A 12,762-nucleotide genomic window follows, 5' to 3' on the forward strand; every position below is an offset into this window, starting at 1 on the left:
CTCCTCCTGGTGGGGAGGGGAGCGCCTTCCGCGTGAACACACTAGGCGGATATCGGTGACCGCATGAAACCAGCCACCACCCGTGCCTGGGCCGTCGTCCATACCTGGACGAGCCTCGTCTCGACCGTGTTCATGCTGCTTCTGTGTCTCACCGGGCTGCCGCTGATCTTCCACCACGAGATCGACGGCTGGCTCGGGGTGGCCGCGCCGGCGCCGCTCACGGCGGGCGCCCCGGCCTCCGTCGACACCCTGGCGGCCAGAGCGCTCGCCGATCATCCGGGCCGGGTGATCCAGTACATCGGCTGGGACGAGCACGAGCCGGGCCTCGCCTTCGTCATCCTCAACGCGACCGCCGGCAGCCACCCCAACGACTCGATCACCGTGAACTACGACGCGGCGCGGGCGGAAAAGCTCGGGCCGGCGTCGAGCGCGCTGATGCAGGTGGTGCTGCGCCTCCACGTCGACATGTTCGCCGGCCTGCCCGGCAAGCTCTTCCTCGGCGCGATGGGAACGTTGCTCGTGGCGGCGATCGTGTCGGGAGTGGTGCTGTACTGGCCGTTCACCCGGCGCCTGGCCTTCGGCACCATCCGGCCGCGGCGGCGCACCGCCTGGCTCGACGTCCACAACCTCATGGGCATCGTCACCGCGACCTGGCTCGCGGTGGTGGGGCTGACCGGCGTGATCAACACCCTGTCCGAACCGCTGATCGGGCGCTGGAAGGCCACCGAACTCGATGCGATGACGCTGGCCCACCGCGGCGAGCCGGCGGTAACGGCCAAAGCCTCCCTCGACCGCGTGCTCGCCACCGCGCGGGAGGCGGCACCGGGCATGGAGGCGGCCTTCATCGCCTTTCCCGGCAGCGGCTTCAGCACCGCCCGCCACTACGGCGTGTTCCTGAAGGGCTCGACGCCGCTGACCTCGAAGCTGCTCCAGCCGGTGCTCCTCGATGCCGGTACCGGGGCCGTGGCCGACACCCGGACCCTGCCGTGGTATCTCACCGCGATCCTGGTGTCGCAGCCCCTGCATTTCGGCGACTACGGCGGAATGCCCCTCAAGCTGATCTGGGCGGCCCTCGACATCGTCGCGATCGTCGTGCTGGGCAGCGGCCTCTACCTCTGGTGGACCCGCCGGCGTAGCGCCGGGGCCGCCGCCTTCGCCCTGGCGGAGGCGCGGTGAGGCGCGTCTTCGCGATCCCGGCCCTCGTCGCGCTGCTCACCGTGGCGGGCCTCCTCAGTGCGCTGCTGTTCGAGGAGGCCGGTCCGCCGATCTCCTGGCTGGCCCTGGGCGTGCCGCTGCTGCTCCTGGCGTGGCACCTCCTGCGCTTCGCGAGGCGCCGCCGCCCCGGCTGAGTTGCCGTTCAGTGGGCGGCGATGCGCCGGCTCGGGGCGATATCGTTGGCCATGACCTCACCGAACGGGCCGTCGTTGCGCGCACCGCTGGCGGGCACGCCGGTGGTGGCGCGCAGGGGCAGCTTGGGGAAGACCAGTTCGGCGAAGCGATAGGCTTCTTCCAGGTGGGGATAGCCCGACAGGATGAAGCGATCGATCCCCAGATCGATGTACTCCTTCATCCGGTCGGCGACCTGATCGGCAGAACCGACCAACGCCGTGCCGGCGCCGCCGCGCACGAGGCCGACACCGGCCCAGAGGTTGGGCGAGACCTCGAGCTTGGTGCGGTCGCCGCCGTGCAGGGCCATCATCCGGCTCTGGCCCACCGAATCCTGCCGCTTGAGGGTCGCCTGCGCCTTGGCGATCGTGGCGTCGTCGAGGCGCGAGATCAGGTTCTCGGCGGCATTCCAGGCCTCGCCCTCTGTCTCGCGCACGATGACGTGGAGGCGGATGCCGTAGGAGAAGGTTTTTCCTTTCCGGTCCGCCGCCTCACGCGCCTTCGCGATCTTCTCCGCCACACCGGTGGGGGGCTCGCCCCAGGTGAGGTAGACCTCGCAATGCTCGGCGGCGACCTCGATGCCGGCCGGCGAGGAACCGCCGAAGTACAGCGGCGGATACGGCTTCTGCACGGGCGGGAAGATCACCCGGCCCTCCTCCACCTTGAGGTGCTTGCCCTCGAAGGAGACCGTCTCGCCCGCCATCAGCCCGCGCCAGATGTGCAGGAACTCGTCGGTGACGACGTAGCGCTCGTCGTGGTCGAGGAAGACGCCGTCGCCGCGCAGCTCCACCGGGTCGCCGCCGGTGACGACGTTGATGAGCAGGCGCCCATCCGAGATCCGGTCGAGGGTCGCGGCCATGCGCGCGGCCATGGCGGGCTCCTGAAGGCCCGGGCGCACGGCCACGAGGAAGCGCAGGCGCTTGGTCAGCGGTACCAGGGACGAGGCCACCACCCAGGAGTCCTCGCACGAGCGGCCGGTGGGCAGGAGCACGCCGTAGTAGCCGAGTTCGTCGGCCGCCTGCGCGATCTGCCGGAGGTAGGACTGCGTGACGGCGCGCGCACCCTCCTGGGCGCCGAGGTAGCGGCCGTCGCCGTGGGTGGGCAGGAACCAGAGGACGTCGGTCTCGGCGGTCATGGGGATTCTCCGTTGGGGTGGCCGGGAACGCACGGCGAGCTCAGGTGCGAGCCGGCGCGCGCTCGCGCAGCAGGTGATCGAGGATGCGGCCCTCCAGCGCCGCCAGGGCGGCGTCGCCCCGCCGCCGCGGACGGGGGACGTCCACCGTGAGGTCGAGGGCGATGCGGCCGTCCTCGACGACGAGGATGCGGTCGGCCATCGCCACGGACTCGGCGACGTCGTGGGTCACGAGGATCGCGGTGAAACCCTGCGCCCGCCAGATCCGCTCGATCATGTCCTGCATGTCGATGCGGGTGAGGGCGTCCAGCGCCCCGAGCGGCTCGTCGAGGGCCAGCAGGCCGGGCCGGCTGACGAGGGCCCGGGCCAGGGCGACGCGCTGGCGCTGGCCGCCGGACAGGGTGGCGGGCCAGTTGCCCGCCTTCTCGGTCAGGCCGACCTCGGCCAGGGCCGCCTGCGCCCGGGTGCGGCGCTCCGCCCGCGGGACGCCTTCGCCGAGGCCCACCGCGACGTTGTCGACCACCTTCGCCCAGGGCAGCAGGCGCGGCTCCTGGAACATGATGCGCTTGGTGGGCGCGCGCAGGGCCCCGGCGGTGTCGAACGCGATGCGGCCGGCGCTGGGCTGCTCCAGGCCGAGGACGAGACGCAGCAGGGTGCTCTTGCCGCAGCCCGAGCGCCCGACGACGGCCACGAACTGCCCGGCCGGGATGTGCAGGTCGAGGCCTTCGATCACCCGGTGCCCGTCGAAGGATTTGGCGAGGCCCCGCAGGGTGACGGCGACGCCGGTGGCCGACGCCGCGGGCCCGGTCTCCTGCGGACGGGGGGCCGTGCGGACGGTCGGTGCGTCGATCGTGCGCGACAGGGTCGTTGCGGTCATGGACGGGGTCCGGCTGTTGGTCGAGGCGAGGAGAAGGGGGCTCGTGTCGGCTGGGGCGGGCACGCGCCGCCCGGCATCGCGTCGTTAGATCGTCCGGTAGGCCGGGTTCCAGGCGAGGAAGGTGCGCTCGAGGACCCGCGTCAGGGTGTCGGCGATCTTGCCAAGCAGGGCGTAGATCACGATGGCCAGCACCACGACGTCCACGAGCATGAACTCGCGCGCCTGCATCGCCATGTAGCCCAGCCCCGAGGAGGCCGAGATCGTCTCGGCCACGATCAGCGTCAGCCACATGATGCCGAGCGCGTAGCGCAGGCCCACGAAGATCGACGGCAGGGCGCCGGGCAGCACCACGCGCCGGAACAGGGTCAGGGGCGACATGCCGTAGGTCCGCCCCATCTCCACCAGCTGCGGGTCCACCGAGCGGATGCCGTGCAGGGTGTTGGCGTAGATCGGGAAGAACACGCCGATGGCCACGAGGAAGAGCTTGGCCTCCTCGTCGATGCCGAACCACAGGATGACCAGCGGGATCAGCGACAGGTGCGGGATGTTGCGCACCATCTGCAGGGTGGTGTCGGTGAGCTTTTCGGAGAGCTGCGACAGGCCGTTGGCGAGGCCCAGGGCGAACCCGATCGTCCCGCCGACGAGGAAGCCGCTCGCCGCGCGCAGGAAGCTGACCCAGAGGTTGGTCCAGAGTTCGCCGCTGCGTCCCGCCTGCCAGCCGGCCGCGACGACGTCGGCGGGGGCGGGCATGAACCGGGTCGAGACGAGCCCGGTCGAGGCCGCGGCCTGCCAGCCGAGGATGATCGCCGCCGGCACCAGCCAAGGTACGAAGCGGGCCGCGTGAACGCGCAGGCGAGGGAACGACACGGCGCTCATCCTCGGCCGAACCTGGCGTCGGCGGGTGGAGTCCAGACCGCGTCCGCGACGCGGACGGGCCTGGCGATGAGCCCGAGGCCGTGGAAGCGGTCGGCCACCCTCTGCTGGTCGGCGATCGTTCCCGGCGCCATCGGCGCGATGGTGAAGCGGATGCGCTCGACCGCGCGCTGCGAGGCGTCGAGGGGCACGTTCGTCACCTTGGAAAGGGCGGCGGCGACCTCGGAGCGGTTGGCCTCGCACCAGGAAGCGACCTCCGCCAGCACGTCGAGGACGGCGGCGAGGACCGCCGGCTGCTGCCGGGCGGTGTCGGCGTTGGCCAGGAAGTAGTTGTGCGTCTCCATCAGGTCCGAGACGCGCTGGAGGATGCGGGTGGTCGGAGCCCGCTCGGCGATGGCGAAATACGGGTCCCACACGGTCCAGGCGTCGACGGCGCCGCGGCTGAAGGCGGCCGCCCCGTCGGCGGGGGTGAGATGGACCGGCTCGATGTCGCCGTAGCCGAGCCCCGCCTTCTCGAGGGCGACGACGATGAAGTTGTGGGCGCTCGACCCCTTGGCGAAGGCGACGCGCTTGCCCTTGAGGTCGGCGACCGTGCGGATGGGCGAAGCGGCGGCCACCAGGATCGCCGAACCCGAGCCGCCGCCGGGCTGTGCGGCGGCATAGACGAGGTTGGCGCCGGCGGCCTGCGCGAAGACCGGCGGGGCGTCGCCGGTCTGGCCCAGATCGATGCTGCCGAGCCCGAGCGCCTCGAGGAGCGGCGGCCCGGCGGAGAACTCCGACCAGCGCACGCCGACGCCGAGCGGTTTCAGGCGGGCCTCGATCACCCCCTGCTGCTTGGCGACGACGAGGATGCCGTTCTTCTGGTAGCCGATGCGGAGGACACCGGTCTCGGCGGCCCGAAGGGGCGAGGCCGCGGCCGCCGACAGGCCCATGGCGAGGAGGAGGCGCCGGTCGATCATCGCACGGCGCTCCTGAGCGCGAGGCTGTCCGCGGCGGAGGCGGACCGGCTCAGGATGGCGCGGGCGAGTTGCCCGCCCGCGTCCGCGACGCGCTGGATCACGCCGTCGTCGCGCAGGACGCCGTCCTGGAAGTCCGCGTCGCTGGCATAGACGGCGGTGGGGATCGTCTGCGCGCCGAAGAAGCCGAACAGCGGACGAAAGGCGTGCTCGACGACGAGGGCGTGGCGGGGGCCGCCGCCGGTGGCCGCGATCGCCACGGGCGTGTCAATCAAGGCGTCCGGCCCAACGAGGTCGAACAGGTGCTTGAACAGGCCGGTGTAGGCGCCCTTGTAGACCGGCGAGGCGACCACGAGGGCATCGGCCTCCTCGATGGCCTCGACGATCCTCCGGGCGGGCAGGGACAGGGCGTCCCGGGACCAGGCCGATCCCAGGGCGGGGCCGGCATCGACCATGTCGAAGAGACGGATATCGAGGGCGACCTCCCCCGCCGCGCGATCGGCGATCGCCTCGACCAGGGTGCGCGTCTTGGAGGGCCGTTGGATGTTGGCACTGAAGCCGACGAGTCTGGGACGGGCCACGGGGCGTGCCTTTCGGACTGGAACGGGACGACGTCGGGACGGACCGGGGCGTCGGCGACGCCGCCGCTCGCCCGCGTCTCGATGGCCACGATTGTCGCGAGGTCCCGCTTCACCGTCAATGAAACGTCCTTTCGAAAGAACGCCGTTTGGGAGAGCGCTGATATCCCGGGCGGCGATCCGCCAGAACTTTCTCCCGAAACGGAGGAAAACGTGACGCCATCCCGGCCATCGGCCACAGCACCGACGAAAACCACCATCTGATCCGAGGGCGTATCGTTCGCTAAAAAGAACACGGTGGAGGCGGGTCCGCAGCGCTCCGTCGCATCGGTCAGTGGATGCCCAGGATGGCCAGAAGCCCGAGGCTGAGGGCGACGAGCACGAGGAGCGAGCCGACGACGGCGAGCGTCACCCTCGGCCCGGCGCCGGCCACGACGCGGATGTCGACGCCGAGCCCCAGGGCCGCCATGGCGACCACGGTCAGATAGGCCGCACCGTCGGCGATCGGCGGCAGCGCCGGCTCGGGGATCGCCCCGGCCGAGCGCAGGCCCGCCAGGGCGAGGAAGCCCAGGATGAACCAAGGCACGAGGGGGCGGATCGGGAGGCCGTTCGGCCGGCCCTTGCCGCCGGTGCGCAGGGACAGAGCCAGCACCACCGGGCCGAGCATCAGCACGCGCACCAGCTTCACGAGGGTGCCGATGTGGACGCTCGCCAGCGAGACCGGCGCCGTGGCGGCCAGGACCTGGGGCACGGCGTAGACGGTGAGACCGGCCAGGGCGCCATAGGCCTCCGGCGACAGGTCGAGCAGCGGCACCAGCACGGGGAGGCCGAGCACGGCCAGGACGCCGAACACCGCCGTGAAGGCGATGGCGGCGGCCACGTCGTCCGCGTCCGCGCCGATCACCGGCGCCACGGCGGCGATGGCGGAGTTGCCGCAGATCGCGTTGCCGCAGGCGATCAGCGTGGCCATGCGGTGCGGCAGGCCGAGCGCCCGGCCGATGGCGTAGCCGGATGCGATCGCCACGGCGACGACCCCGGCGATGCCGACGAGCAGCCCCGGCCCCGCCGCCGTCAGCGTCCCCAGGCTGAGGGAGGCGCCGAGCAGCACCACGGCGATCTCCAGCACCGTCCTGGCGCAGACGTCGATCCCCGCCTGCCACCGCGCCGACGGCGTCCGGAGCGACCGCAAGGCCGTTCCCAGCAGGATGGCCAGCACGACCGCGTCGAGCCAGGGACGCCCCCACAGCCGGGCCTGGAGCGCGGCGGCCGCCGAGGCCGCGGCGGCCACCGCGAGGCACAGGCCGAGCCCGGGGGCGATGGCACCGAGGGCGGCGAACGGGCGCGGCCGCAACGGTGGCGCGGAGGGGACTACGAGCATCGGGCGCGGCGTCGTCATGGACGTTCCTTTCGGAACGCCACGATGGCACCGCGCACTCATGCACTCCAATGGAACGTTGCGATGCTTTCGATCGCGTAGATCGATCGATCGGGCCGGCGAGACGCCGGTCTCAGGCCCCGCGGGGCGGCACCGTTTCGACCTCCACGAGGCTGAGCGCCCGCAGCACCGCCAGGGCGACGAGCTCGGCGTCGGTCTCGCCGGCCTCGGTCGCCGGCAGGATCGCGACGGTGCTGACCTCCATGCCCGTGGTCAGCCCGACGGCGACCTTGAGCACGTCGCCCTCCGGGGCGTCGTCGCCCCGCACGAGGCAGACCCGGTAGCCGTGGGCCTCGCCGTAGACCCGCTCCGTGGTGACCTGGATGCGCGGCTCGGGACGCTGTGGTTCGGGGCGCGGCGCTCCGAACGTGGGGCGGATGATGTTGTCCATGGCCCCATTATACCCGAACGGCCGGGTTTTGCAGCCGCAAGCCCCGGCCGCGAGGCAATTCGCGGCCCGCGAGCCCCCGGTCCGCCACCGCATCGCGGGGTGGGCCGAACCGGCATGATACCGACAAGACGACGCTTTTCCCGCGCCATTCCTTAAATGCACGGGTGACATGCTGAGGATCAGACGCGACAGGATCCTCGACATGCTCGACCGCCGCCAGTCCCCGCGCTCCCGTTTTGACGAGGTCGGTTCGATCGCCGTCGACGAACACACCTCCCTGCCCTGCATCGTCTACGACCTGTCCCAGTCGGGGGTTCGCCTGACGCTGCCGGGTACCGACGCGGTGCCGCAGACCTTCGTCCTCACCGCGCCCTGCATCGAGGGCGCCCGGATCTGCATGGTGGCGTGGCGGGACGACGAGACCATCGGCGCGCACTTCCGCCAGCGACCGCTCTGACCGGCCCGCGCGGGTCGTCCGCCCGGCCCGAGCCTCGGAAACCGGATGCTTAAGACCCCTTAAACCTGCCGCATTTACCACTGCGTCTGCGGGTCCATTCGGCGCGCGATGCGGCATCGGGGGGCTCGCGCCCCGGCCCGTCGCGGCGCCGATCCGGCCGAACCTTTCGAGGCGAGACCTGTCGGGGCGAGACCTTTCGGGGGGACGACGAAGGCGCATGGCGAATGGACGCGGACGCGGCGACAGGGGCGAACCGAATTTCGACGTGCCGGAGGGACGCCATCCCGGTTCGTCGCGGCTCGACCTGCGCCTGTCGCGGGACGATCGCGCCGGCGGGGCCGGGCGCAGGGATAAGCCGGACATGAAGCCTTCCCCGCGCCGGACCCCGGCCATCAAGAAGGGGCGGCGCCGTCGCTCCTTCCTCGGGCGGATCGTCTATGCCGGCGTCGTACTGGGGCTGTGGGGCGTGATCGGGCTGGCCGGGCTCATCGCCTACCACGCCTCGCGCCTGCCGCCGATCGACCAGCTCAAGGTGCCCAAGCGCCCGCCCAACATCGCGATCCTGGCCAGCGACGGCTCGCTGCTGGCCAACCGGGGCGAGACCGGCGGCCGGGTGGTGAGCATCAAGGAACTGCCCCCCACCCTGCCCCGCGCCTTCGTGGCGATCGAGGACCGGCGGTTCTACTCGCATCTGGGCGTCGACCCCGTCGGCATCGCCCGCGCCATGGCGCAGAACGTCACCCGCCGCGGCGTCTCGCAGGGCGGCTCGACCCTCACCCAGCAGCTCGCCAAGAACCTGTTCCTGACCCCGGAACGCTCCGCCTCGCGAAAGATCCAGGAGGCGATCCTGGCGCTCTGGCTGGAGCACACTTACACCAAGGACGAGATCCTCGAACTCTACCTCAACCGGGTCTACTTCGGGGCCGGCGCCTACGGCGTCGAAGCGGCGGCGCAGCGCTATTTCGGCAAGCCGGCCAAGGCCGTCACTTTGGCCGAAGCCGCCATGCTCGGCGGACTCGTGCAGGCGCCCTCGCGGCTGGCGCCCAACCGCAACCTGCCCGCCGCCCAGGCGCGGGCCGCCCAGGTGCTCGCCGCCATGGAGGAGCTGGGTTTCGCCAAGCCCGCCGACGTGAAGCTGGCGCTGGCGAACCCGGCCCGGCCGGCGCGCTCGGGCGGGGGCGGCTCGGCCAACTACGTCGCCGACCTCGTGATCGACGTCCTCGACGACTACGTGCCGAAGTTCGAGAGCGACATCGTCGTCCAGACCACCGTCGACACCGGCCTCCAGGGGGCGGCCGAGAAGGCCCTGGTGGACGAGCTCACCCTCAAGGGCGCACGCTACAACGTGGCCCAGGGCGCCCTGGTCTCGATGAAGCCCGACGGGGCGATCCGCGCGCTGATCGGCGGGCGCGACTACGCCCTGAGCCAGTTCAACCGCGCCACCACCGCCAAGCGCCAGCCGGGCTCGGCCTTCAAGCCGTTCGTCTACCTCGCGGCGGTGGAGCGCGGCCTCTCCCCCGACAGCGTGCGCGACGATTCCCCCGTCAGCATCAAGGGCTGGTCGCCCGAGAACTATTCTCGCGACTATCGCGGGCCGGTGTCATTGCGCGAGGCGCTGGCGCTCTCCCTCAACACCGTGGCGGTGCGCCTCGGCCAGGAGGTCGGCCCGAAGGCGGTGGTGCAGACGGCCCAACGCCTCGGCATCGCCTCACCGCTCCAGGCCAACGGCTCCATCGCGCTGGGCACCTCCGAGGTGACGCCGCTCGAACTCGTGGGCGCCTACGCCGCCTTCGCCAACGGCGGCACCGGCGTCATTCCCTACGTGGTGTCGAGCGTGAAATCGGCCGAGGGCAAGATGCTCTACAAGCGCCCCGAGGGCGGCCTCGGCCGGGTGATCGAGCCCAACGCCGTCTCGATGATGAACGCGATGATGCACGAGACCTTCGTCTCGGGCACCGCCAGGAAGTCCGAGATCCCCGGCTGGGATCTCGCCGGCAAGACCGGCACCAGCCAGGACTTTCGCGATGCCTGGTTCATCGGCTATTCCGCGACCCTGGTGACCGGCGTCTGGCTCGGCAACGACGACGGCGAGCCGACCAAGAAGGTCTCGGGCGGCAATTTGCCCGGCGAGGTCTGGAAGACCTACATGACCACCGCCCTCAAGGGCCAGAGCCCGACGATGCTGCCGGGCGCCGGCCGCTGGCGCCAGCGCGGCCCGGCCGAGGCGCCCGCCGTCACCGGCAGCACCCCGGGCGGCCTCATCGGCGCCCTGCTCGGCGAACAGCCCCCCGCCCCGGCCAAGGTCGCCGCCGCCAACCAGCGCGCCCGCGGCCCGAGCCAGGACGACCGCAACTTTTTGGAGAAGCTTTTCGGGGTGGGCGAGTAGCGGCGAGGCGACGCGCCTCTACGCAGTATTACCACTTCCGGTTGATCACTTCGTGATGCGGACATGGGCTTCGCTCAGGCGCCGCGCGGGCTCGGTGATGCGGTTCCCGCTCGATCCAAGCGGAAACCGTATAAGCCATCCCGTCGAAGCGGAAGGGCGGCGGCGCAGCGCCTGAGGATCTGACCTCGATCAGGTTGCCTCTGCGATGGCTGCTTGCGACCCTTTGCCGAAGTTGAGAACGTCCGCATATGGGTCGCTTTGTGAACCAGAGACCTACTGCCCACATGGGCAAAAAGCCAAAGTCGCAGGCGGATTAGTTTTCGCCGTCCTTGCCGCTTTACAACGGCGGGATCTTCAACCTGCCGGTGATGTTGACTTTGAAAACTGCGGGGTTAGGGACCGCGTAAATTGTATCTGCATCCCAGACCACACGTACCGACGAATCGGCCGGAAGGTGGCCAGCCGTCACATGCTGGCTCAGCGCTTCGACGACGGTCTTCTGAAGCTCCTCGACTTGAACAATCAGGACATCTGTTTCTCGGCGAACGGCCAAGCTGGTACTATCCGAAGCTACACCCCCGCCCATGCCGATCTGGACCTTGCCGTCGGGGCGCTGTTGCAGCGCGTTGACGCCAGATCCCCGAAGCTTCTTTACCTCGTCATCAGTGTAGTTGTGACGTAAGCCCAGCACCTTCATGTGAGGACTATCTTTCAGGGTATAGGGCTCCGTAAGTTCCGGCCAAGTTGCGTGGACTACGTCCAGCAAAGCACGCTTTGTCCAGTCATCATGGTCGTAGATACCAATGGCGTAGAAATCGCGATCCTTCACGATCGCAAACAACAGCTCCTTGGTACCTTCGATCAAGTGCGGACGCCGGGGGTCGGGCCTCGTCCCAAGATGGAAATGTTGGATGCCATAGTCATTGAGCATCCCATCCTCGACGGATAAATTGCCAATCTTACGGCTCTGATGCGGCCACAAGTCACCGCCGGACGCAACCTTCGCTAGCAGCTGTTGCTCCCCACCGATTAGGTGCGGTGGGACCGTGTACGCAGCCTTGTGAACAGCGCGGGGTTGGGGTCGGACACGGCGATGCCGGATACTAACGTAAGTGTAGATTGCATCCTCGTCATCGGCCAAGGTAGGGGTGTAACCAGCCTCCGCCAGTTTCTCGACGCAACGCGCGGCTACATCTTTTATAAAATCGATCTGAAATGTCATTTGAGGGATCTAGGGCGTTACCCGTCCAAAAACAGTGGATCCGATCTAGACGTCTCCTCCAGGCAGGCCTGGCGCTAACGGCAGCTCCAACACAACGTCCGAGTTGGGCCGGAGGCGGAATGTCCGCTTTGAGACGAGTCGATAGCTTCCGCTTCCCACCCATTCCAGTCGCTCGGCCGCCACACCGATCGAGCTTCACCCTAAAGCATCGGCAAACTACGCGGCTGCGTCCCACGCGGAAAAGCCGCGTCGATGGCCATGAGGTCGTCCCGGTCCAGAACCAGCGCGGCGCCCGCCGCGTTCTCGACGGCGCGGTCCGCCCGTGCGGTCTTGGGGATCGTGAACACGCCCTCGAGCCGGGTGAGGAACGCCAGGGCGACGGCGTAGGGCGTGGTGCGGTGGCGGGCGGCGACCTTGGCGAGGACGCGGCCGCCGGTGGTGGCGGGGCGCGGGAAGGAGCCGCTGCCGAAGGGCGAATAGCCCACCACCGCGACGCCGTTGGCCCGGCACCAGGGGATCACCGCATGCTCGATCGCCCGCTGCCCGAGGTGGTACAGCACCTGGTTGCAGGCAATTACGCCGGGGCCGGCGATCCTCAGCGCCTCGTCGAGCTCGGCGACATCGCAATTGCTCACGCCCCAGGCCAGGATCTTGCCGGCCGCCTTGAGGTCCTCGAACCCGGCGATGGTCTCGGCCAGGGGATGCCGGCCTGGCCAGTGCAGCAGGTAGCAATCGAGCCGGTCGGTGCCCAGGCGCCCGAGGGAGGCCTCGCAGGCCTTGACCACGCCGGCCCGGGTGGCGTGGTCCGGCACCACCTTCGAGACCAGGAAGACCGCGTCGCGCCGGCCGGCGATGGCCTCGCCGACGATGGCCTCGGCGCCGCCGTACATCTCGGCGGTGTCGATATGGGTCAGGCCCGCATCGAGCCCGGCCCGCAGCGCCGCCACCGCCTGGTCGCGCGGGCCCGCGTCGATGCCCCAGGTGCCCTGCCCGATCACCGGGACGCGCGGTCCGCCCCGTCCGAATTCCCGTTCCGCCATCGGTTCAAGGCTCCGTCCATCGCCGACCC

Annotated in this window: 13 protein-coding genes; 4 read left to right on the forward strand and 9 right to left on the reverse strand. The window is 70.2% G+C overall.

Annotated elements, in window-relative coordinates; translation table 11 throughout:
* Positions 1-63 precede the first annotated feature (63 nt).
* Both ASG40_RS01470 and ASG40_RS21575 read left to right on the forward strand, forming a co-directional pair.
* The gene (locus ASG40_RS01470; RefSeq protein WP_055879361.1) at positions 64-1,176 is read left to right on the forward strand and encodes a PepSY-associated TM helix domain-containing protein; all 1,113 of its coding nucleotides are present in this window, start codon (positions 64-66) and stop codon (positions 1,174-1,176) included.
* Positions 1,173-1,349 (forward strand): hypothetical protein, encoded by a 177-nt coding sequence (locus tag ASG40_RS21575; RefSeq protein ID WP_200944178.1) that lies wholly within the window; start codon positions 1,173-1,175, stop codon positions 1,347-1,349. The genes ASG40_RS01470 and ASG40_RS21575 overlap by 4 nt, the downstream gene beginning before the upstream one ends.
* 8 nt (positions 1,350-1,357) lie before the next feature.
* Here the strand turns inward: ASG40_RS21575 and ssuD are convergent, their stop codons facing one another.
* From ssuD to ASG40_RS01505, 7 genes are all read right to left on the reverse strand, one after another.
* Positions 1,358-2,521, reverse strand: coding sequence for an FMNH2-dependent alkanesulfonate monooxygenase (ssuD, locus tag ASG40_RS01475; protein WP_055879364.1), 1,164 nt, complete (start codon positions 2,519-2,521; stop codon positions 1,358-1,360).
* A gap of 40 nt (positions 2,522-2,561) precedes the next feature.
* Complete coding sequence (locus ASG40_RS01480) at positions 2,562-3,395, reverse strand: ATP-binding cassette domain-containing protein (RefSeq protein WP_055879367.1); 834 nt, start codon at positions 3,393-3,395, stop codon at positions 2,562-2,564.
* A gap of 84 nt (positions 3,396-3,479) precedes the next feature.
* Entirely contained in the window at positions 3,480-4,271 is a 792-nt protein-coding gene (ssuC, locus tag ASG40_RS01485) for an aliphatic sulfonate ABC transporter permease SsuC (RefSeq protein ID WP_055879370.1), read from the reverse strand.
* Entirely contained in the window at positions 4,268-5,227 is a 960-nt protein-coding gene (locus ASG40_RS01490; RefSeq protein ID WP_055879373.1) for a sulfonate ABC transporter substrate-binding protein, read from the reverse strand. The genes ssuC and ASG40_RS01490 overlap by 4 nt, the downstream gene beginning before the upstream one ends.
* Positions 5,224-5,805 carry an FMN reductase gene (msuE, locus tag ASG40_RS01495; RefSeq protein WP_055879375.1) on the reverse strand — a complete coding sequence of 194 codons (582 nt, stop codon included), beginning with the start codon at positions 5,803-5,805 and terminating at the stop codon, positions 5,224-5,226. Before msuE ends, ASG40_RS01490 begins: the two co-directional genes overlap by 4 nt.
* Before the next feature lie 328 nt (positions 5,806-6,133).
* Positions 6,134-7,180 (reverse strand): YeiH family protein, encoded by a 1,047-nt coding sequence (locus tag ASG40_RS01500; RefSeq protein ID WP_055881069.1) that lies wholly within the window; start codon positions 7,178-7,180, stop codon positions 6,134-6,136.
* Between the two features lie 130 nt (positions 7,181-7,310).
* Positions 7,311-7,628, reverse strand: a complete 318-nt coding sequence (locus tag ASG40_RS01505; RefSeq protein WP_055879378.1) for a hypothetical protein — start codon at positions 7,626-7,628, stop codon at positions 7,311-7,313.
* Between the two features lie 202 nt (positions 7,629-7,830).
* Between ASG40_RS01505 and ASG40_RS01510 the strand changes: the two genes are divergently transcribed.
* Complete coding sequence (locus tag ASG40_RS01510) at positions 7,831-8,085, forward strand: PilZ domain-containing protein (protein ID WP_055879381.1); 255 nt, start codon at positions 7,831-7,833, stop codon at positions 8,083-8,085.
* Between the two features lie 217 nt (positions 8,086-8,302).
* Positions 8,303-10,471 carry a transglycosylase domain-containing protein gene (locus ASG40_RS01515; protein WP_055879383.1) on the forward strand — a complete coding sequence of 723 codons (2,169 nt, stop codon included), beginning with the start codon at positions 8,303-8,305 and terminating at the stop codon, positions 10,469-10,471.
* 337 nt (positions 10,472-10,808) lie between these two features.
* Here ASG40_RS01515 and ASG40_RS20920 read toward each other — a convergent pair whose 3' ends face one another.
* Together ASG40_RS20920 and ASG40_RS01525 are read right to left on the reverse strand one after the other, a co-directional pair.
* Positions 10,809-11,402, reverse strand: coding sequence for a hypothetical protein (locus ASG40_RS20920; RefSeq protein WP_156387497.1), 594 nt, complete (start codon positions 11,400-11,402; stop codon positions 10,809-10,811).
* A gap of 491 nt (positions 11,403-11,893) precedes the next feature.
* The gene (locus ASG40_RS01525; protein WP_055879390.1) at positions 11,894-12,733 is read right to left on the reverse strand and encodes an aldo/keto reductase; all 840 of its coding nucleotides are present in this window, start codon (positions 12,731-12,733) and stop codon (positions 11,894-11,896) included.
* Between the last annotated feature and the right edge of the window lie 29 nt (positions 12,734-12,762).

It is taken from the genome of Methylobacterium sp. Leaf399 (assembly GCF_001424525.1).
Classification (GTDB): domain Bacteria; phylum Pseudomonadota; class Alphaproteobacteria; order Rhizobiales; family Beijerinckiaceae; genus Methylobacterium.

Coding starts and splice junctions, on each gene's coding strand:
- ASG40_RS01470 (WP_055879361.1), top strand. CDS start 64: ATGAAACCAGCCACCACCCGTGCCTGGGCCGTCGTCCATACCTGGACG.
- ssuD (WP_055879364.1), bottom strand. CDS start 2,521: ATGACCGCCGAGACCGACGTCCTCTGGTTCCTGCCCACCCACGGCGAC.
- ASG40_RS01480 (WP_055879367.1), bottom strand. CDS start 3,395: ATGACCGCAACGACCCTGTCGCGCACGATCGACGCACCGACCGTCCGC.
- ssuC (WP_055879370.1), bottom strand. CDS start 4,271: ATGAGCGCCGTGTCGTTCCCTCGCCTGCGCGTTCACGCGGCCCGCTTC.
- ASG40_RS01490 (WP_055879373.1), bottom strand. CDS start 5,227: ATGATCGACCGGCGCCTCCTCCTCGCCATGGGCCTGTCGGCGGCCGCG.
- ASG40_RS01500 (WP_055881069.1), bottom strand. CDS start 7,180: ATGCTCGTAGTCCCCTCCGCGCCACCGTTGCGGCCGCGCCCGTTCGCC.
- ASG40_RS01505 (WP_055879378.1), bottom strand. CDS start 7,628: ATGGACAACATCATCCGCCCCACGTTCGGAGCGCCGCGCCCCGAACCA.
- ASG40_RS01510 (WP_055879381.1), top strand. CDS start 7,831: ATGCTCGACCGCCGCCAGTCCCCGCGCTCCCGTTTTGACGAGGTCGGT.
- ASG40_RS01515 (WP_055879383.1), top strand. CDS start 8,303: ATGGCGAATGGACGCGGACGCGGCGACAGGGGCGAACCGAATTTCGAC.
- ASG40_RS20920 (WP_156387497.1), bottom strand. CDS start 11,402: ATGCTCAATGACTATGGCATCCAACATTTCCATCTTGGGACGAGGCCC.
- ASG40_RS01525 (WP_055879390.1), bottom strand. CDS start 12,733: ATGGCGGAACGGGAATTCGGACGGGGCGGACCGCGCGTCCCGGTGATC.